Origin of the sequence: Thiorhodospira sibirica ATCC 700588 (genome assembly GCF_000227725.2) — a bacterium.
Taxonomy (GTDB): Bacteria; Pseudomonadota; Gammaproteobacteria; order Ectothiorhodospirales; family Ectothiorhodospiraceae; genus Thiorhodospira; species Thiorhodospira sibirica.
The window spans coordinates 1,220,588-1,239,654 of record NZ_MU255056.1 but is presented as its reverse complement, the minus strand read 5'-3'; the positions used below and the strand labels follow the sequence as shown (position 1 = coordinate 1,239,654).

General features: G+C 58.2%; 15 protein-coding genes. 12 read left to right on the top strand and 3 right to left on the bottom strand.

Annotated elements, in window-relative coordinates:
• Window positions 1-2: 2 nt before the first annotated feature.
• From pap to radC, 8 genes are all read left to right on the top strand, one after another.
• A complete protein-coding gene (gene pap / locus THISIDRAFT_RS05945) occupies window positions 3-1,511 on the top strand; it encodes a polyphosphate:AMP phosphotransferase (protein WP_006786463.1) in 1,509 nt (502 codons plus the stop codon).
• A 10-nt stretch (window positions 1,512-1,521) separates the two neighbouring features.
• Window positions 1,522-2,085 carry a cob(I)yrinic acid a,c-diamide adenosyltransferase gene (locus THISIDRAFT_RS05940; RefSeq protein WP_006786464.1) on the top strand — a complete coding sequence of 188 codons (564 nt, stop codon included), beginning with the start codon at window positions 1,522-1,524 and terminating at the stop codon, window positions 2,083-2,085.
• Entirely contained in the window at window positions 2,049-2,981 is a 933-nt protein-coding gene (locus THISIDRAFT_RS05935) for a lysylphosphatidylglycerol synthase domain-containing protein (protein WP_006786465.1), read from the top strand. Before THISIDRAFT_RS05940 ends, THISIDRAFT_RS05935 begins: the two co-directional genes overlap by 37 nt.
• Before the next feature lie 31 nt (window positions 2,982-3,012).
• Window positions 3,013-4,110 carry a chemotaxis-specific protein-glutamate methyltransferase CheB gene (cheB, locus tag THISIDRAFT_RS05930; protein ID WP_006786466.1) on the top strand — a complete coding sequence of 366 codons (1,098 nt, stop codon included), beginning with the start codon at window positions 3,013-3,015 and terminating at the stop codon, window positions 4,108-4,110.
• Window positions 4,107-5,654, top strand: coding sequence for a CheR family methyltransferase (locus tag THISIDRAFT_RS05925; protein ID WP_006786467.1), 1,548 nt, complete (start codon window positions 4,107-4,109; stop codon window positions 5,652-5,654). Before cheB ends, THISIDRAFT_RS05925 begins: the two co-directional genes overlap by 4 nt.
• 78 nt (window positions 5,655-5,732) lie before the next feature.
• Window positions 5,733-9,524, top strand: a complete 3,792-nt coding sequence (locus THISIDRAFT_RS05920; protein ID WP_006786468.1) for a DUF7948 domain-containing protein — start codon at window positions 5,733-5,735, stop codon at window positions 9,522-9,524.
• A gap of 158 nt (window positions 9,525-9,682) precedes the next feature.
• The gene (gene dauA / locus THISIDRAFT_RS05915; RefSeq protein WP_006786469.1) at window positions 9,683-11,437 is read left to right on the top strand and encodes a C4-dicarboxylic acid transporter DauA; all 1,755 of its coding nucleotides are present in this window, start codon (window positions 9,683-9,685) and stop codon (window positions 11,435-11,437) included.
• A gap of 58 nt (window positions 11,438-11,495) precedes the next feature.
• The gene (gene radC / locus THISIDRAFT_RS05910; RefSeq protein ID WP_006786470.1) at window positions 11,496-12,167 is read left to right on the top strand and encodes a RadC family protein; all 672 of its coding nucleotides are present in this window, start codon (window positions 11,496-11,498) and stop codon (window positions 12,165-12,167) included.
• Here the strand turns inward: radC and rfbB are convergent, their stop codons facing one another.
• Genes rfbB through THISIDRAFT_RS05895 form a run of 3 tightly spaced genes read right to left on the bottom strand, consistent with a single transcriptional unit; the run spans window position 12,168 to window position 15,320 of the window.
• Complete coding sequence (gene rfbB, locus THISIDRAFT_RS05905) at window positions 12,168-13,220, bottom strand: dTDP-glucose 4,6-dehydratase (RefSeq protein WP_006786471.1); 1,053 nt, start codon at window positions 13,218-13,220, stop codon at window positions 12,168-12,170.
• A 13-nt stretch (window positions 13,221-13,233) separates the two neighbouring features.
• Window positions 13,234-14,430 (bottom strand): sensor domain-containing diguanylate cyclase, encoded by a 1,197-nt coding sequence (locus THISIDRAFT_RS05900; RefSeq protein WP_006786472.1) that lies wholly within the window; start codon window positions 14,428-14,430, stop codon window positions 13,234-13,236.
• Between the two features lie 5 nt (window positions 14,431-14,435).
• Window positions 14,436-15,320 (bottom strand): HDOD domain-containing protein, encoded by an 885-nt coding sequence (locus tag THISIDRAFT_RS05895; RefSeq protein WP_006786473.1) that lies wholly within the window; start codon window positions 15,318-15,320, stop codon window positions 14,436-14,438.
• Between the two features lie 320 nt (window positions 15,321-15,640).
• Here THISIDRAFT_RS05895 and THISIDRAFT_RS05890 point away from each other — a divergent pair, with 320 nt between their 5' ends.
• From THISIDRAFT_RS05890 to THISIDRAFT_RS05875, 4 genes are all read left to right on the top strand, one after another.
• Entirely contained in the window at window positions 15,641-15,982 is a 342-nt protein-coding gene (locus THISIDRAFT_RS05890) for a c-type cytochrome (RefSeq protein WP_006786474.1), read from the top strand.
• A 16-nt stretch (window positions 15,983-15,998) separates the two neighbouring features.
• On the top strand, window positions 15,999-17,291 hold the full coding sequence (locus tag THISIDRAFT_RS05885; RefSeq protein ID WP_006786475.1) for an FCSD flavin-binding domain-containing protein: 1,293 nt from the start codon (window positions 15,999-16,001) through the stop codon (window positions 17,289-17,291).
• Window positions 17,292-17,454: 163 nt separating this feature from the next.
• A complete protein-coding gene (locus tag THISIDRAFT_RS05880; RefSeq protein WP_006786476.1) occupies window positions 17,455-18,354 on the top strand; it encodes a fructosamine kinase family protein in 900 nt (299 codons plus the stop codon).
• A gap of 122 nt (window positions 18,355-18,476) precedes the next feature.
• Window positions 18,477-19,061, top strand: coding sequence for an anthranilate synthase component II (locus THISIDRAFT_RS05875; protein WP_006786477.1), 585 nt, complete (start codon window positions 18,477-18,479; stop codon window positions 19,059-19,061).
• Window positions 19,062-19,067: the final 6 nt, after the last annotated feature.

Below are 19,067 nucleotides of genomic sequence, written 5' to 3'. Positions count from 1 at the left end.
CCATGTTTGAAGCAGCCGAGCTGGGGCGCAAGGTCTCCAAAGAAGAATTCAAGGCCCAGATGCCGGAATTGCGCGCGGCCTTACTGGAAGCACAGCGGGCCTTACGCGATAGCCATGTCTCGGTGATTGTCATTGTCGCCGGGGTGGAAGGCGTGGGGCGCGGCGAGGTGGTTAACCGCCTCAACGCCTGGCTGGATGGACGCGGCGTTGAAACCCATGCCTTCTGGGATGTCTCCAGCGAGGAGCAGGATCATCCACCGTATTGGCGCTATTGGCGCGCCCTGCCCCCACGCGGCAATATCGGCATCTTTTTCAGTGCCTGGTATGCCGAGCCGCTGCGACGGCGACTCAGCCAGGACTGGCAGGAGGCGCGTCTGGACGCCGAGTTGGGGCGCATTCAGGATCTGGAGCGGATGCTGGCGCAAGATGACACCCTGATCATCAAATTCTGGTTTCATCTGTCGCGCAAAGCGCAAAAAAAACGCCTGAAAAAACGCTTCAAAGACCCGGCCAGCCGCTGGTATCAACGACCGGGCAAGGGCACCCTGAGCAAAGATTACAACACCTTTGTAGGCGTTGCCGAGCGGGTGATTCGTGGTACGGACTGCGGCCTGGCACCCTGGTATCTGATTGAGGCGGCGGATGTACGCTATCGTGATCTCACCGTCGGGCGGACCCTGCTCCATGCCATCAAGGAAAAGCTGGCCAACAAAGGGCGCTATATGGAAGAACCGTCGCTGGTCTCCCATGCCCCCTGCCTGCCAGAAGGCGAGGCCGCGCGCCTGACCATTCTGGATCATGTCGATCTGGAGGCCCGCCTGGAGGCGGATGATTATTCGCTGCGCTTGGGACAGGCGCAGGCCCGGCTGCGTCAGCTGACCTGGCAGGCCCATGAACAGCAGCGGGCGTGTGTGGTGGTGTTTGAAGGCTGGGATGCCGCCGGCAAAGGGGGCGCGATTCGTCGTCTGACCAAGGGCATTGATGCTCGCCTGCATCGGGTGGTGCCGATTGCCGCGCCCACCGATGAGGAAAAAGCGCATCATTATCTCTGGCGCTTTTGGCGACATATCCCGGAAGATGGCCGCATGACGCTGTTTGACCGTTCCTGGTATGGGCGTGTGCTGGTGGAGCGGGTGGAGTCTTTCGCCCGTGCGGATCAATGGCAGCGTGCCTATCATGAGATCAATGAATTCGAGCAGCAGCTCAGTGAGCACGGCATTGTGCTGATCAAATTCTGGCTGCATATCGGCGAAGACGAACAACTCCGCCGCTTTCGTGAACGGGAACAGGTGCCCTATAAACGCCATAAGATCACGGAGGAAGACTGGCGCAACCGGGAGCAATGGCCAGCCTATAAAGCGGCGGTCAATGAGATGGTGATTCGCACCAGCACCGAATACGCCCCCTGGACCCTGGTACCAGGCAATGACAAACGCCTGGGCCGTGTGACGGTGCTGGAAACCGTCTGCGAGCGTTTACATCAGGCCCTAAACCCCAAAGCAGCGCATTAGGCATTAGATCATGGGATATCGACTTAGCAAGCTGTATACCCGCATGGGCGACGATGGTAAAACCCGGCTGGCTGACGGCGAGCGCATCCCCAAGGATGCGCCGCTGATCCAGGCGCTGGGCGATGTGGACGAACTCAACAGCCTGCTGGGGGTGGTGCTGGCCGCCGAATTGCCACCCGCCGTCACCGAGGTCTTGCTGGCCGTCCAAAACGACCTGTTTGATCTGGGTGGGGAATTGGCCGTACCCCACGCCCAGCGTCTACAGATGGCGCGCATCACTTGGCTGGAGACGCAGATTGACCAGTTCAATGCACAGCTTGCCCCGCTCAAGGAGTTCATTCTTCCGGGGGGCGGGCAGACGGCTACCTTTTGTCATCTGGCGCGGGCGGTGTGTCGGCGCGCCGAGCGCCAATTGATCACTCTGAGCCATAGCCGCAACCTGTCTGAGCCATTGGTGGCCTATATGAATCGCCTGTCTGATCTGTTGTTTGTCTGCGCCCGCATCATCGCAACCGCACAAGGCCACGCAGAGCGCATGTGGCACAGTGCTCGCACGGCGTCCACGTCCTGTTAACCCGCAAGACCCTCATCGCCCTGCTGATCTCGGCGGGGTTTATTCTTGGCGTTGAGTTTTTGCTCGGCTGGGCCTGGCTGCTAAATCCCTGGCTGGCACTGTCCTGGCAGCATCTCAGTCTGGCGATTTTGCTCACCCTGCTGACCTATGGCCTGCGCGCCTGGCGGGTCTATGATTATTATCAAACACGCATGCGCGGACGCTTTCTGGCCTGTGTGCGCCTTACGCTGCTGCATAATGCCCTGAATAATCTATTGCCGATGCGCACCGGAGAACTCAGCTTTCCGCTATTGATGGCGCGCTATTTTGCCATCCCTGCCCCCGATTCCATCGGCGTTTTACTGTGGTTCAGGCTGCTTGATCTGCATACCCTGGCCTTGTTTGCCTGCATCGCACTGGGTGGCTTTTTTTGGGGAGCGCTCAGCGCTGGACTCATTGCCCTGCTCTGGCTATCACTTTTATGGCCGCTGTGGCGCCTTGCGCCAGTGATGAGCCGATGGCTGGCGCAGCGCCCCCCGTCGCGCCTGCAACAGATACTGAGCCAGGCTTTTCATGCCCTGCCGAGCGAGGCCAAGCCATTTGTTCGCGCCTGGTTGCTCACCCTGCTTAACTGGCTGGTCAAGCTTGGGGTCTTTGTCTGGGTCTTTTTGCTGTTTGTGTCTACGGAGATGTCGATAGCCTGGCTGGCCGTCATTGGCGCGGACCTTAGCAGCATTTTGCCGGTGCATGGCATTGCCGGCATGGGCAGTTTTGAGGCCGGCGCCCTGGCAGTGTTGGTGCCTTTGGGCGTCCCTTGGGACAGCGCCTTGCAGGGCGCCATTAACCTGCATATCTTTGTACTGGCCTCGGCCTTGTTGGGCGCGGCTATTGCGTGGTGGTTGCCGGGCAAGGCATGATGATCTTTGGCACAGGCATGAGTAGGCAGGCGTGAGTACCGATGCAAAAATTCGCGTAGTATTGGCAGATGACAGCGCCATCGCCCGGGGCATGTTGCGCTTCATCTTTGAAGAAGATGGCGGCTTTGAGGTGGTCGGCGAGGCGCTCAACGGACAAGACGCGGTCAGGCTTGCCAAGGAGCAGCATCCCGATCTGATTACCATGGATCTGGAAATGCCGGTGATGAGTGGCTTTGATGCCATCCGCGAGATCATGTGCAGCCGGGCGGTGCCGATTCTGGTGGTCAGCAGTGTGGCCGATGCCAAAAATGCCTATACCGCCGTAAGTCTGGGAGCGGTGGATGTGGTTAACAAGCCAAGCCGCGATCCTGCCGACTGGGTGGAATTTCTCGCCAAGGCGCGCATGGCGGCAAAGATTCGCGTGATCACCCATCTGCGCACCCTGGAAAGCCTCAAGCCCCCGGCGGAGCTTAACAGCCTGCCGCAGCCTGCCCCGGTCAGCGCCAAACCCTCGGCGTGGTCGTCCTGGCCACCGCCGCCGTGTGTGGATGAGTGCGCTGCCCGCAGCGTATTTGTGATCGCCTGTTCCACCGGGGGGCCACAGGCATTGGCCACGATTCTGCCGCGCCTGCCGGTGAATTTTCCTTCCCCCGTTCTCATTGCCCAGCATATCTCCGATGGCTTTGCAGCGGGCATGGCTGAATGGCTCAATGTACTGTGTCCCTTGCCCGTGACGCTGGCCTGTGCCGGTGAGCCGCTGCGCCCCGGACGCATTACCCTGGCCCCTTCGGAATATCATCTGCAGATCACCACCGCGCATCGGCTGGCGCTGATTGAACGGGCCGCCCAGGATATCTATCACCCCTCCTGCGACCTGTTGCTGGAAAGTGTCGCCAAGGTGTATCAACACAACAGCGTGGGGATTATCCTCACCGGCATGGGTAAAGACGGGGTGCGCGGGATGCGCGCCATTCACGGGGCGGGCGGACACACCCTGGCACAGGATGAGGCAACCTCTGTGATCTTCGGCATGAACCGTATCGCCATTGAGGAAGGCGTGGTTGAGCACGTTGTACCGCTGGAGGCCATCCCCGAACAGATGCTGCGGCTGGCAGGCATGGACGCATGATCACCCGCCTGGATGATTTCAGCGCCCTGGTTAAACGCCGCTGCGGGCTGGTGTTTGATCAGAGCAATATTGCCAATCTGGCCGATGCGGTGGTCGAACGCATGGCCTTGCGCGGGCTGGATGAGGTCAGCGCCTATTTAGCGTATCTGCAACGCCATGACGAGGAATTTCACGAACTGGTCACGCGCCTGACCATCAATGAAACCTATTTTTTCCGGGAGGCCGAACATTTCCGGCTGCTGACCGAATCGGTGCTCCCTCCCCTGCTGCGTAGCCGTTCATCACCAGCGAGCATTCGCATTCTCAGTGCGGGCTGCTCCACCGGCGAAGAGCCGTACTCCATTGCGATGGCGCTGCAGGAGGCCTTTGGTGAAGACATCTGGCAACAGGTCACCCTGATGGGCGCGGATATTGATCACAAGGCCCTGGAACGGGCACGGGCGGCAACGTACAATAGCTTTTCCTTTCGTGGGCTTTCGCCGCAGCGTCAGCGCCAGTATTTTCAGCCGCTGGGGCATAATCTCTACTGCCTGCACGCCGAGATTCGCTCACGGGTGCAATTTGTGCGTTTCAATCTGCTGGAAGAACCGCCTTCGATGGCCTTGATGGGTGGTCAGGATGTGATCTTTTTTCGCAATGTGTCGATCTATTTTGACACCGCCACGCGGCGCACCGTGCAACACAATCTGCATCGCCTACTCAACGACGGCGGGGTCTTTATTGTCGGCAGCGCAGAATCCATGGCCAATGACTTGGGTATCTTCCAGCTCGTTGAGGATTTTCAGCTTTTTTATTTCAAAAAAAGCGACACCCCGACACAGCCCGCCCGTCCGCCGGCATTGCGCAAGCCAGCAGCAGAGACCTGGCAACACCGTGCGCCCGTGATACCTGCACGTCCAGCCGCAGCGTCTATCAGCCCGGCAAAAATCATCACACCGCCAGCGCCTCCAGCACCGGCCAAACCCGCCCAGCCGCCAGAAACCGCGCCCCCCGTCAGCGTCCAGACATCCGCACCCCCTCCACTGGACAGCGAGGCCTTAAGCGCACTGATCCGCGAGGAGCGTTATCAGGAGGCCGAGAAGCGTCTGCACGCGCACTTAACGCAGCAGCCGCACAGCATCCCGGCCCGGCTCTTGCTGGCCTATATTGAGCTGCACACGCGCCAGTTTGCTCAGGCGGCGCAGCGTGCCCAGGCGGTGCTGGCCGACGATGCCTGGAATGTGGATGCCTTTATGCTCTTGGGGCTTTGTGCCAAATGGCAACCGGTGCCCGACCATGAGCAGGCGCTTCGCTGCTTCAAACAGGCGGTCTACACCTGTCACGACTGCTGGATTGCCCATTATTATCTGGCGGAATCCTATCGTGCCTTGCAAAATATTGATCTGGCGCGGCGCGCCTATAGAGTGACCCTGCAACAGCTCAATCACACTCCCCGCCCCAATGGCGGCATCTTTTTGCCGCTGCGGATCTCTGTCAGCGAAATCCGCTTTTTATGCCAGCACCACAGCCAAGCACTTGCCGCCGATGCACGGCCACCGCCCTAAGCCTGCTGGCACTGTTTTCGCATATAGGCACAAAGTCGCTACACAGACACCTCGTCTAAACCTTAAGGAAATGTTCACATGAGATGGCACATTCACAGACTGTATCGTAACCCTGTCTTTGTATTCTGCTTCAGCCTTTGGCTGATGGCGTTTAGCGGCTATGCCCAGGCCGCGCTGCCAACACCGCAAACGCTCAAGGGGCTGAGCGATTTTCCCGCCCTGTTTGTACCCAATCAGGGGCAATGGAATGCCACAGTGCGCTATGCAGGCCGGGCACAAGGAGCCGAGGTGGCTTTTGGCGCGGAGGGCGTGGGGTTTTATCTGCATGATCAAGGCAACCCTAAGGCCTGCGCTGCGCCTGCCTGCCGCGACGCACGCGGCGCAGGCAGGTGTGTCGCAGCAGACAGGGAAGCGGCGGTGCGTTTATATGCTCTGGAGGGCAATCTCAGCGAGCTGATACCTGAGAAAGCCTTGCCCACCCGGGTCAGTTATCTGCGCGGCGACAATCCCGCCCATTGGCAAAGTCAGTTACCCAGTTATGCGCAACTACGCTATACACAGGTGTATCCGGGAATTGATTGGGTCTTGCGTAGCCATGAGCATCATCTGGTCTATGACTGGGTGGTTGCGCCGCAGGCCGATCCCACGCAGATTCGCCTGGTTTTAGAGGGTGTCCGTGAATTGCACCACACCGCCGAAGGTGCATTGCTAGCAACTTTGCCCAATGGCACTCAGATACACCAACAGGTGCCGGTGATCTATCAGGAGGATGAGACAGGGCGGCAATTGGTTGACGGTACTTTTGTCATTGAGGAGGCTAGCCCTGAGGCCGGGCGTTATGTGATTGCCTTTGCACTAGGGGACTATGATGAGAACCGCACCCTGGTGATTGATCCGACCGTGTCGGTGGAATATTCCGCCGTGTTTGGCGGTGCCGCCAATGATGAGATCAAGGCAATGGCCGTCACTGCCAATGGCCGTGTGATTGCCGTGGGCAGCACTTTATCAAGCGCCTTACCCGGTACCGCCCGCGAGCAGGGGACACGCGCCCGCCGCGATGGCCTGCTCTTGCAGTTCAGCCCGGATGCCAGCAGCCTGGAGCATGTTCTGATTCTGGGCGGCAGCAATGACGAACAGATTAATGCCATTGCCTTGCAGCAACAGGGCACACAGGTCTCTCTCTATCTTACCGGTCAAACCAACTCGCCCAATTTTCCCATTCCTTCCGGTGTGGCCCCTTCGGGATTGTATCCGGTATTGCCCGGCGGGCGTCCGCAGGCTGCCTTTGTCGCTAAAGTGCAGTTAGATCAGCCAAACAACCCCTTGGTATTTGCCGGCTATTGGGGCGGTTCCGGGGTGGATGCGGGCAAGGCCATTGATCTGGATGCGGCGGGTAATATTTATGTGGCCGGGGAGACCGCTTCCGGGGATTTGCCCACCCGCAATGCGCTGTATCCCAGCTATCCACGCGGCAAGAGTGCCTTTGTGCTTAAACTCGACCCGGCGGCCCAGTTTGTCCATTACGCCAGCTATTTTGGTGGCTCGGGCAATGACGACGTGGTTAGCATGAAGGTGATCAAGGCGCTCAATGGCATTTATGACGGCACCGTCTTTCTCAGCGGCTTTACCGCCTCACGCGATTTTCCCACCACCACCGGGACTTTCCAGCCCGCCAATCCGGGTGGTACCAGCGGCTTTGTAGCGCGTATCGGCCCACAAGGCACCGAGCTGGTTTTTGCCACCTACCTGGGGGGAAGCCGCAACGATGTGATTACCGATATGGTCCTGGGGCCGCCGCAAGACCCACATCTGTTCATTTCCGGCTATACCAACTCGGAAAATTTCCCGGTCACCAGTGCCTTATATCCAGCTCTGGCCGGCAATAACGACGCCTTTGTAGCCAAGCTGGATCAATTCGGGCGCTTTGTGCATTTTGCCACCTACCTGGGCGGTAATGCCGATGACCGCGCTCATGCCATCGCCATTGATCAGGCGCGTGATACGGGTCTGCATTATATCTATGTGGGGGGCCAAACCCAGTCGCATAATTTCCCCACCCACCATGCCATTGAAGGTCACAGCTATCTGCGTGCCGCCGATGCCCGCAGCCGTGACGGGTTTATTGCCAAGCTGGATCCACGCGGGCTGGATCTGCTGTATGCCAGCTTTTTTGGTGGGATCAGGGATGATGCCGTGTGGGCACTGGCGACTCGGGCCAATGCCCGCCGTCAGGTGTTTATCGCGGGTAGCACCACTGCCCGCGATGCCAGCCATCTTTTTCCGGTGCCCAGCGATGCCACTAAAAATACCCAGTATTACCTGCTTGGCGATGATCGCAACACCAGCACCAATATTTTCACCGCACAGATTCGTGACGAACTTTATGATCCCCGCGTGCCGCGTCTGGAGCTGAGCTATACCAGCACGTATCCTGAAGATACCGCCAACCGGGGCGATCAGGTCAAGCTGGAATTGTTCCTGCGCGACCCCCTTCCGGTAGGGATCTCCGGCTTTGCCAGCGTGGTCACCTTTGATGCACAGGCCCTGGATTTTGATCCGCAACGCGGCATTGTCTGGAATGATGCCCAACTCCCGGATCATAACCGTGAGGTTCAGGTGCTGGAACCCGGACGGCTGGGTATCTGGATGCTCTATCAAAGGCAACCCGTGCGGACTATTGCCAATGACACGCGGGTGCTGGAGTTGTACTTTACGGTGACGGACCGCTCTCGCCTGTCCAAACAGTTGCCGGTTCGTATGGAGCAGGCAAACACTACTGCCAATAATGCCCATAACCAGACGGTGTTTATCCGGGCGGTCTCTGGCGGGATTTTGCTGGATCGTCCCTGCAATGACTTGATCGGGGATTGTGATTGCAGCGGACAGGTGGCGCTGTTTGAGGTACAAAATGCGGCAAGCGCCGTATTAGCCAACCAGCGCAATCGCTGTATGCAGACAGACCGGCGCACGGATCTGCGCATTGATGTGCTGGATCTGACCCGGATTGTCAATCTGCACATAGGAACTCCGCGCCCAGCGACAACACCTGCGCAGGGGGCCCAGCTACAACTGGCGAATGTACGCGCTAACGGGCGCGCCCTGGATATGGATCTCATCTGGCAGGGGCAGCCGCAGGGCGTCTCGGCCATGACGGTAGATCTCTATTACGATGTCGCTCATTTTAATCATGCGTTATCTGCCGCCCGTTTAGGCATCGCCGCACAAAATGCCGGTAAAACCCTAAGCTATAATGCCTTGAGAGACGGGCGGTTGCGTATTTTACTGTATGGCCTGAATGACCATCCGCTGCAAGATGGCGTGATTGCGACCCTAAGCCTGGTGCCACTTGGCCAAAGCCAGAACAGCGCAAGCCGTATCCGGCCAGTGGTTGTAGCCAGTAATCCACAGGCCCAGCCGGTCAGCGTCAGCAGTGATGAGGTGATTGTCATGGGCGGTCAGCCTCCCCGGCTGCGCCAATATGTCAATGCCGGGACGACCGCCATCAGTGTGCGTGGCGCGCTTTCCCTGGAGCCACGGCCAGGGGTGAATTACCAACCGTTGGAGATTCGCTTTGCCGATGCCCAGGCCTCGCTGTTGATCAGTTCAGCATTGGCGCCGCAGGCCCGCTTTCGCCTGCATCCTGACCAGAGTTACCAGTACCGCTTCAATGCGCACACGGGCCGGGTTGAGGTAATGCGTACGGGCGGCATATTCGTGGTCAGTCTGCCGGTCAATGCCCAAGGGCATAGCCCGGAAATTGCCATCGGTAACGGTACCTTGCAGCGTATCCGGGTCAACCTCAATGCCCAGGGGCAGCCGGTGCTTGACACTGCCAGCTTCCCCGTGGCCCCTGTCGCCAGTTCTCAGTAGGAGCGTTTTCAGTGTTCAGCCTGAAAACTGAAAGTGGTAAGGGTTGATCTCACGCGAAGCCGCGAAGGGCGCGAAGGATGAAACATGATTTTTGATATTTTTCGCTTCTTCGCGTCTTCGCGTGACCCATTAAATACTGAAAACTGAAATTGGCGAAAATGTCCAACCGTTTACGCGAATTATTACCCCTGTTGAGCTTTTTGGATGCCTGGCGTGCGGGCTACGGCTGGGCGGGGTTTCGCGCTGATGTGATGGCGGGCACCACGGTAGGCATTGTGGCGATTCCGCTGGCGATGGCCCTGGCTATTGCGGTGGATGTGCCGCCGCAACATGGCTTATATACCGCGATTGTGGCCGGGACCTTGATTGCCCTGACCGGTGGTTCGCGCTTTAGCGTTTCCGGGCCGACGGCGGCCTTTGTGGTGATTTTGTTGCCGATTACCCATCAATATGGTCTGGGCGGCTTATTACTGGCAACCCTGATGGCGGGAATATTGCTCGTGGCCATGGGGGCTGCGGGGATGGGGCGCTTGATGCAGTTTATCCCCTATCCGGTGGTGATTGGTTTTACTGCGGGGATTGCGGTGGTGATTTTCACCCTGCAGATCAAGGATTTTCTGGGTTTGCTGGTGACCCAGCGGGAGGTGCATTTTCTCGATAATGTGGTCTTGCTGGTTGAGGCCCTACCCACCCTGCGCTGGGAGGAGCTGAGTATCGGCCTGCTGACTTTGGTGGTGTTGCTGGGCTGGAATCGCCTGCCAACGCGCATTCCCAGTCACTTAGTCGCCCTGGCGGTGGCGGGCTGTGCAGGCTGGCTGATGACTCAGTTTCTGGTCGGGGTCGAGATTGACACCATTGCCTCGCGCTTTAGCTGGACCATCGGCGAACAGAGCGGTCAAGGAATCCCACCACTGCCGCCGTCCTGGGTCTGGCCCTGGCAGTTGCCCGGCCCGGATGGCGCACCGCTGCAGGTCAATTTTGCGCTGATTCGTGAATTGCTCGGCCCGGCGCTGGCCATTGCCATGCTCGGGGCGATTGAGTCTTTATTGTGTGCGGTGGTGGCCGATGGCCTGACCGGCACGCGCCACCGCCCGAATACCGAACTGGTCGGCCAGGGCATCGGCAACATCATTACGCCGTTTTTCGGGGGCATCACCGCCACCGCCGCACTGGCGCGTACCGCAACCAATATCCGTGCCGGCGCCCGTTCACCGGTGGCCGCCGTGGTACATGCCCTGGTGGTGCTGGCCTCGGTAACGGTGCTGGCGGGGGTGTTATCGCATCTGCCGATGGCCGCGCTGGCGGCTTTATTGATGGTGGTCGCCTGGAATATGAGTGAGGCCAAGCATTTCCGCCATATTCTGCTACGCGCCCCGCGTGGTGATGTGGCCGTCTTGCTGACGTGTTTTATTCTGACGGTGACCTTTGATATGGTGCTGGCGGTGGGCGTTGGCGTTGGGCTGGCCGCTGCGCTGTTTATTCTGCGCATGTCGGATCTGACCCAGTCACGCCGCGTCACTCATACCGAGCGCGGACACTGTATCGAGCTTCCCGCAGAACGGGTGGCGGTTTATGATGTCAACGGGCCGCTGTTTTTCGGCGCTGCGGACAAAGCCATCAGCACCCTGCACACGGTAGACCGGCAGGTGCAGATCATCATCCTGGATATGCAGGACGTGCCCAGCGTGGATATTTCCGCCATCGTCAGCCTGCAAGCCCTGATCCGCGAGATTCAGCGGCAAAACATCCGCCTGATCATTGCCGGACTGCCAGCGCGCATCATCGTCGAGCTGCGCCGCGCTGGCATTCACAAATCCCGCGAGCAATTAACCTACTGCTCTGATATGTCCACCGCCTGCGTCGTAGCGAAACGCTGGCTGGCCGCTTCTAACCTTCACACATTAAGGACATGAGTTGCCTCGATCATGAAAGATATTAAGCATGCTGTCGCCAAAGCATTGGACGTGTTCTATGCCGATTACTGACTGGCCTGCGAGTGAGCGGCCCCGTGAGAAGTTGCTGGAACAGGGCGCGCAGGCGCTTTCCGATGCAGAATTGCTGGCGATTTTTCTGCGCACCGGGGTGGCGGGGAAGACCGCTGTGGATCTGGCGCAGGATTTGTTGGTGGAATTTGGTAGCCTGCGTGCCTTGTTGAAGGCGGATCAGGAGGGTTTTTGCCAAGCCAAGGGTTTGGGGCTGGCGAAGTATGCGCAGTTGCAGGCCGTGCTGGAGATGGGTCGGCGTCATCTGGAAGAAGGGGTGCGACGCGGGCAGTTGATCCAAAACCCTAAGGATGTGGAGCAGTATCTGGCGCTAAAAATGCGCGAATATCCTTTTGAGATCTTTGGCTGCGTGTTTCTGGATAACCAGCATCGGGTGATCTGCTTTGAGGAGATGTTTCGGGGCACCATTAACAGCGCCAATGTGCATCCGCGCGAGGTGCTGCGCAAGGCGATGGAACTCAACGCGGCGGCATTGATTCTGGTTCACAATCATCCCTCCGGCTGCACCGAGCCCTCACAAGCAGATCAAATGATCACCCAGCGACTCAAGCAGGTGCTGGAGCTGATTGATGTGCGCATCCTGGATCATTTTATTGTGGGTGATCGGGTGGTCTCGATGGCCGAGCGCGGCATGGTGTAGTTATGCCAGCAGGCCGAGGCGTTCGCCGCGATAGCGCCCATCGCGCACCCGTTCCCACCAGCTACGGTTGGCCAGATACCAGTCCACGGTTTTAGCCAGGCCGCTGGCAAAATTTTCCTGCGGTTGCCAATCCAGTTCGCGCATCAGTTTGCTGGCATCAATGGCATAGCGCCGATCATGGCCGGGACGGTCGGCAACCGGGGTGATTAAATCCTGATAGCGCCCCTGGGCACGGGGGAGGCGCTCATCCAGCAGGCTGCACAAGGTATGCACCACGTCCAGGTTGGTGCGTTCTGCATCGCCGCCGACATTGTAGGTCTGGCCGACCTGGCCGTGTTGCAGAATGCACCACAGCGCCCGCACATGATCTTCTACATAGAGCCAGTCACGCACATTTTGACCATCTCCGTAGACGGGCAGGGCTTTGCCTTCCAGTGCCTGAATGATCATCAACGGGATGAGTTTTTCGGGAAACTGAAACGGCCCGTAATTGTTTGAGCAGTTGCTGGTGATCACTGGCAGCCCATAGGTGTGGTGCCAGGCGCGCACCAGGTGATCCGAGGATGCCTTGCTGGCGGCATAGGGCGAGTTGGGCTGATAGGGCGTGGTTTCACAAAAGCGCCCTTCAGCACCGAGGCTGCCATAGACCTCATCGGTGGAGATGTGATGAAAGCGGAAGGCGGCGCGGGCCTGGGCATTAAGTCCTTGCCAGTAGGCGCGGGTGGCCTCCAGCAGCGTGCAGGTGCCCACAATATTGGTCTGGATGAACGCCGCCGGGCCTTCAATCGAACGATCCACATGGGACTCTGCCGCCAGATGCATGAGCGCATCAGGGCGATGTTGGGTAAATACGGTGCTCAGGGCCTGGGCGTCGTTGATATCCGCCTGAATGAAGTGATAGCGCGGATGCTCAGCCACGCTGGCCAAGGATTCCAGATTTCCGGCGTAGGTGAGTTTGTCGAGATTGATGACATGATGGGGCGTGTGTTGCAGCAGATAACGGATCAGCGCCGAGCCGATAAAGCCCGCGCCGCCGGTAATCAGTAAACGCATGAGTGAGGTTCCTTTAGAAGTGTTCAGCAATCAGGAATTCGGCGATGTCGTCAAAGATGGTGATGCAGTCACGGCCTGCATGTTTGCTGTAATACAGCGCTTGATCGGCCTCGGAGAGGATGTAATCCAGCGAGAGCACAATGCCTTCCGGCACTCGCGCACTCAGCGCGCTCAGGCCGATGCTGGCGGTGACGGTGATGATGTCATGGGAAAAGGTCCAGCTCAGTTCCTGCAGTGCCTGGCGCAGGCGTTTGGCAAGAATCAGGGCACCCGGCAGGTCGGTATTGGGCATCGCCAGGACAAATTCCTCGCCGCCGAAACGGGCGAGAATATCGCCTACGCGAATCTGGTCACTGACCTTGACGGCCAGGTCTTTGAGAACCCGGTCTCCCGCCGCATGACCGTAGATATCATTGATCTGCTTGAAATGATCCAGATCGAAGATGATCAAGGAAAAGGGTTGCTGGTGGCGGATAGCGCGTGACAGCGCCGCTTGCGCCTCAGGGAAAAAGAAACGGCGGTTATGCAGGCCGGTGAGATCATCAACCACCGACAGGGTTTCATATTTTTGCTGCAATTCCTTGGCTTTTTCCAAGGCCCGTTCCAGCTCCTGGGTGCGGCTTTGCACCAGGCGTTCCATCTGATGCAGGTATTGCCAGTTGCTTAGCAGTTGGGCCAGAAATTTACTGAACAGGCGGAGCATTCGCAGCTGTGCCTCGCCGAAATGATGTTTTTCCGGATGTGAGACATTGAGCACCCCCAGCACCTCTTTACCTTGCTGAATCGGCAGGCAGATCAGGCTGCCGATACTGCTCAGGCGCGCTCCCGGCAGATGCACAAAGCGCGGGTCGGTGGCGCAATCGGCACAATATTGCACCTCGGCCTGCGTCACTGCCGCACCCATCAGGCCCTCGCTTACCGGGAATAAATGGCCACGCGGTTTTTTATCCTGGGTGATGCCCATCAGGTCACGCCAGTCACAGCCTGCGGCGTTGACCAGCCACTGCTCATCTTGCAGCAAAAACACCGAGCAGCGCTCCAGATCCTGATTATCTGTAAGCCCCTTCAGCGCCCCTTCAATCAGCGTAGCACGGTCGGTTTCCGTCGCATCAAGCCTGGATAACTCATGCAATGCCGAGAGGAAATCCAAAAGCTCCAGCAGGCTTTGATTGGTTTCGCGAAAGCTTTCTGCAAGTGGGCGTCTGTCCAAAAGCGCTACTCCATCGCTAAATGCGCGGCAATCTGGCGTAATTGGCCGAGTTGTTGTTTGCAGGTGGTGATGGATTGCAATGCAGGCTCACGCGGGATACCCAGTGCGCTTTGCAGATGATGCAAGGTGTGTGCATCGGGTTCGAGCAGACCAGGATGATCCAGCAGGGTATCGATGATGTCACAACTGGCATTGATCAATTGCACCAAAGGCCAGTATTCACCCTGATAATCCCGCTCGCCAATGTGGGTGATCACGGCAATGCTTTCCTTGGGCAAGTGCCAGCGCTGCCCGAGAATGGCACCGGCCTCGCGATGCTCTATCCCCAACACGGCGGTTAAGTGCTGCGCCAGGGTGGCCTCGTCGCGCTGGGGTTGCTGGAGGTACTGGCTCAAGGCCTGTGAAGATAGTTGAGGTTCCACGGCGCACAGGACTAACAGCCCCAGACGATGCAAGAGACCGGATAAATAGGCCGCGCCCGCATTCACCGGCTCCACCTGCACACGCGGCGCCAGCAGATTGGCCAGGGTCGCCACCAGTACCGCCCGCAGCCAATAATGCTGCAAATCCAGATGGGCGCAGTCGCCTGCCCGAAACGGCGCATTGAGTACCACGCCCAGCGCCAGATGACGCACCATGTTAAAGCCCAGGCGGGAAATCGCCTCCATCACCGCAAAAACCTGCTGGTTGCGGGCAAAGTAGGCGGAATTGGCCACGCCGATGATGCGCGCCGTCAAGCCCGGATCACGCTCAATTTCCTGGGCCAGCGTATGCACGGATACCTTATCCTCCTGCGACAGGGCCGTCAGGATGCGTTGGGCAACCACCGGGATCGGTGGTAATTCATTGAGCTGGCGGATGCGGCTGCCTTGTGCGGTGTAAAGATTCAAGGTCGTATAAAACCAGTCTGTTTATTTCAGAAAATCAGCAATTCTTAATCTTTTCTTATATGGAAATTACTAAATGTAATCAAGTACACTTTAAGGCGCAGCGGTGCTGTCTTTTGCGCCACGCGCCTTGGCAAGCGCATAGAGTCTTGTTTTTGCAGCGCACGATAGCGCATTTTAACCGCCTCAATGGTCGTGTGCCATCCCTGTTACAGCGCGTTGCCAACCGGGGATGCTGCTACTGAAAAGGGGGAGAATAGCTTGGCCTTGGCCAATAGATTGCCGACCTGCCACAACGATTAAAACCAACAAAGGAGGCTGTAATGATCAAACATCCTGGTGTGCGTATGGGCCTTTTGCCCCTGCTGGTGGGTGGGTTTTTGCTGCTGGGCAGTACCGCAGCCCCAGCGGCAGATGAACCGTCCGATGTCTCACAGGGGGCGCTGCTGGCGATTACCTGCTTTGCCTGTCACGGCTTTGAGGGTAAAAGTGTCGGCGGTATGCCCAGTATACGCGGTTTTCCTGCAGATTACCTGATCTCGCAGATGCAGGCGTTCCGTGACGGCTCACGGCCTTCAACGGTAATGGGGCGCCATGCCACCGGCTACAGCGATGAAGAATTGCGCATCATGGCGCACTACATTGAAATGATCTCAAAACAATAAAGAGGGGGAGCAGACGATGGCATTCACACGTAGGGATTTTATCAAGACGCTGGGTATCGGCGGCGGGGCGACATTGCTCAGTGGCTGTGTCAGCATGAGCGAGGAGCGCAACAACAGCGCGGCCAAGGTGGTGGTGATCGGCGGCGGCTCCGGCGGGGCCACCGTGGCCAAATACCTCAAGCATCTGGAGCCTGCGCTGAGCGTGACGCTGGTTGAACCCACCGCCACCTTTCACACCTGCTATGGCAGTAACTGGGTCATCGGCGGCTTCAAGCAGATGGCGGATATTGCCCAAAGTTATGGCAACTTGCAGGATAAATATGGCGTTAGGGTGGTGCGCGATCGGGCCATTGCCATTGAGGCCGACAAACATCAGGTGCGCCTCGCCGGTGGCACGACCCTTAACTATGACAAACTGGTGGTCTCGCCCGGCATTGATTTTCGCTTTGATGCCGTCGCCGGATACAACAAAGAGGACGCCCAGCGCATTCCGCATGCCTATCAGGCCGGTGAACAGACCGTGCTGTTACGCAAGCAGCTGGAGGCCATGCCTGATGGCGGCACCTTTATCCTGGTCGCTCCCGGCAATCCTTTCCGCTGCCCGCCGGGGCCTTATGAGCGGGCCAGCCTGGTTGCCCACTATTTCAAGCAGCACAAACCACGCGCCAAAGTATTGATCCTGGACAATAAAGAAAACTTCTCCAAACAGGGGCTGTTTGTCCAGGGCTGGAAGGAACTGTATGGCGAAATGATCGAGTGGGTGCCTGCCTCACAAGGCGGCCAGGTCGAAGAAATCGATGTCAATAATAAAACCCTGTTCTCGGATGCTGGATTTAACGAGTTCAAGGGCGATGTCATCAACTATATCCCGCCACAGCGCGCCGGACAGATTGCCGCCGATTCCGGCCTGACTGACCCGCTCGGCTGGTGCCCGGTGGATCAGAAAAATTTTGCCTCCACCCAACATGCTGACATCTACGTCATCGGTGATGCCTCCATGGCTGGCGAAATGCCCAAATCCGGGCACTCTGCCAATACCCAGGGCAAGGTGGTGGCCGTTGATATCATCCGCCGTCTGCGCGAGCAGGAATCGGTTGAGCTGTCAGCGGTGAATACCTGCTATAGCCTGCTCACCCCTGACTATGCCATTACCGTTGCCGCCGTGTATAAATACATTGACGGCAGCATCCGGGGTGTGCCCGGCGCGGGCGGCGTCAGCCCGATGGATGTAGACCGCGAATTTCGCCGCACCGAGGCCTATTACGCCCAAGGCTGGTACGATTCCATCACAGACGACATCTGGGGCTGATAGCCTGCCTGCACGGTGTCACCACGGGTACCCGGCGCATTAAACGTGCGTAGCGCAGCATCATGGCGGCGGCTTGCAGCCGTCGCCTTTGGCGCGCAATACCAATCACGCATCACCCAAGCGCTCATTGGCTTATAAAGCCAGACCGTTTATCCTGACTTCCATGCACGCTAATCACACACCTGTTTTTTGGACAGAGGTCTGTACTGCCCTGGCGCAGGCGCAAGATCTTGAATGCACTGTGCAGCGGGTGCAGCCGCTGGGCGGTGGCTGTATCAATGAGGCGGCGGTGTTGCACACACAGCAGGGGCAGCGCTTTTTCGTCAAACTGAATCAGGCGGCACGGCTTGGTATGTTTGAGGCCGAGGCCTTGGGGCTGGAGGCACTGGCGGCGGCGCAGGCAATTCGGGTACCCAAGCCTTTATGTTGGGGTATTGCTTCCCCGCAGCGCGCTTTTTTGGCGCTGGAATATATTGAGTTGAGCGGGCGGCTGGATGCGGTGCGTTTTGCCGAACAGCTGGCGCAATTGCATCGCCACAGCGCGGCGGCCTTTGGCTGGGTGCGGGATAATACCTTGGGTAGCACACCGCAGCCCAATCCCTGGCAGGCGGATTGGATCGCGTTTTTTCGCACACAGCGTTTAGGCCATCAATGGGCCTTGGCGCAAAGGCGCGGTGCCGATACGGCCATGCTGGCTGAGGTTGAAGCCTTACAGGCGCGTCTGGAGGCTTTTTTTGTGGGCTATGCCCCAGAACCTTCGTTATTGCACGGGGATTTGTGGAGCGGTAATTGGGGCGCGGATGCACACCATCAGCCGGTGATCTATGATCCGGCAGTGTATTTTGGTGATCGTGAAGCTGATCTGGCGATGATGGAGCTCTTTGGCAGCCCTGGTAGTGCCTTCTTTCGTGCCTATGATGCGGCCTGGCCGATTGATCCGGGATACGCGCTGCGCAAGGATCTGTATAACCTCTATCATCTGCTCAATCATTTCAATCTGTTTGGCGGCGGTTATGCCCAGCAGACGCTGCTGCAGGCACGGCGTCTGCTGGCCAGTCTTTAGCGTGGCCCATATCAACCCGCCGTGTTGCACGACACGATCTACCTGCGCAGTGATGGTGGCCTGCGCTACAATAGCGCCCATTCTTCGAAAACCACCGCAGCCACACAGCCAGGGCCCCATTTATGTTGTTGATGATTGATAATTATGATTCCTTCACCTATAACCTGGTGCAATATCTGGGGGAGCTTGGGGTTGAGGTGCGGGTATTTCGCAACGATGCCTTAAGTCTTGCAGACATTGCCCGGCTGGCACCCTCGCATCTGATGATCTCGCCGGGGCCGTGTACCCCCGATGAGGCGGGCATTTCGCTGGCGGCGATTCAGCACTTTGCCGGTAAAATCCCCATTCTGGGGGTGTGTCTGGGGCATCAGGCCATCGGTCAGGCTTTTGGCGGGCGCATTATCCATGCCCGCGAGATCATGCACGGCAAGACCTCAATGATTCACCACACCAATGAAGGCGTTTTTTCCGGACTGTCCAATCCCTTTGAGGCCACGCGCTATCATTCGCTGGTAATTGCCCAGGATTGCGTGCCCGAGTGTCTGCAGGTTACGGCCTGGACGCAGACCGCCAGCGGTGCGCGTGATGAGATCATGGGGGTGCGCCATCGCAGTCTGGCGATTGAAGGCGTGCAGTTTCACCCGGAATCGATTTTAAGCCAGCATGGCCATGCCTTATTGCGCAATTTTATAGCACGCACAGCCTAAGCCCAC

Coding starts and splice junctions, on each gene's coding strand:
- THISIDRAFT_RS05890 (WP_006786474.1), top strand. CDS start 15,641: ATGATCAAACATCCTGGTGTGCGTATGGGCCTTTTGCCCCTGCTGGTG.
- THISIDRAFT_RS05940 (WP_006786464.1), top strand. CDS start 1,522: ATGGGATATCGACTTAGCAAGCTGTATACCCGCATGGGCGACGATGGT.
- THISIDRAFT_RS05880 (WP_006786476.1), top strand. CDS start 17,455: ATGCACGCTAATCACACACCTGTTTTTTGGACAGAGGTCTGTACTGCC.
- radC (WP_006786470.1), top strand. CDS start 11,496: ATGCCGATTACTGACTGGCCTGCGAGTGAGCGGCCCCGTGAGAAGTTG.
- THISIDRAFT_RS05885 (WP_006786475.1), top strand. CDS start 15,999: ATGGCATTCACACGTAGGGATTTTATCAAGACGCTGGGTATCGGCGGC.
- THISIDRAFT_RS05925 (WP_006786467.1), top strand. CDS start 4,107: ATGATCACCCGCCTGGATGATTTCAGCGCCCTGGTTAAACGCCGCTGC.
- rfbB (WP_006786471.1), bottom strand. CDS start 13,220: ATGCGTTTACTGATTACCGGCGGCGCGGGCTTTATCGGCTCGGCGCTG.
- THISIDRAFT_RS05875 (WP_006786477.1), top strand. CDS start 18,477: ATGTTGTTGATGATTGATAATTATGATTCCTTCACCTATAACCTGGTG.
- THISIDRAFT_RS05920 (WP_006786468.1), top strand. CDS start 5,733: ATGAGATGGCACATTCACAGACTGTATCGTAACCCTGTCTTTGTATTC.
- pap (WP_006786463.1), top strand. CDS start 3: ATGTTTGAAGCAGCCGAGCTGGGGCGCAAGGTCTCCAAAGAAGAATTC.
- dauA (WP_006786469.1), top strand. CDS start 9,683: ATGTCCAACCGTTTACGCGAATTATTACCCCTGTTGAGCTTTTTGGAT.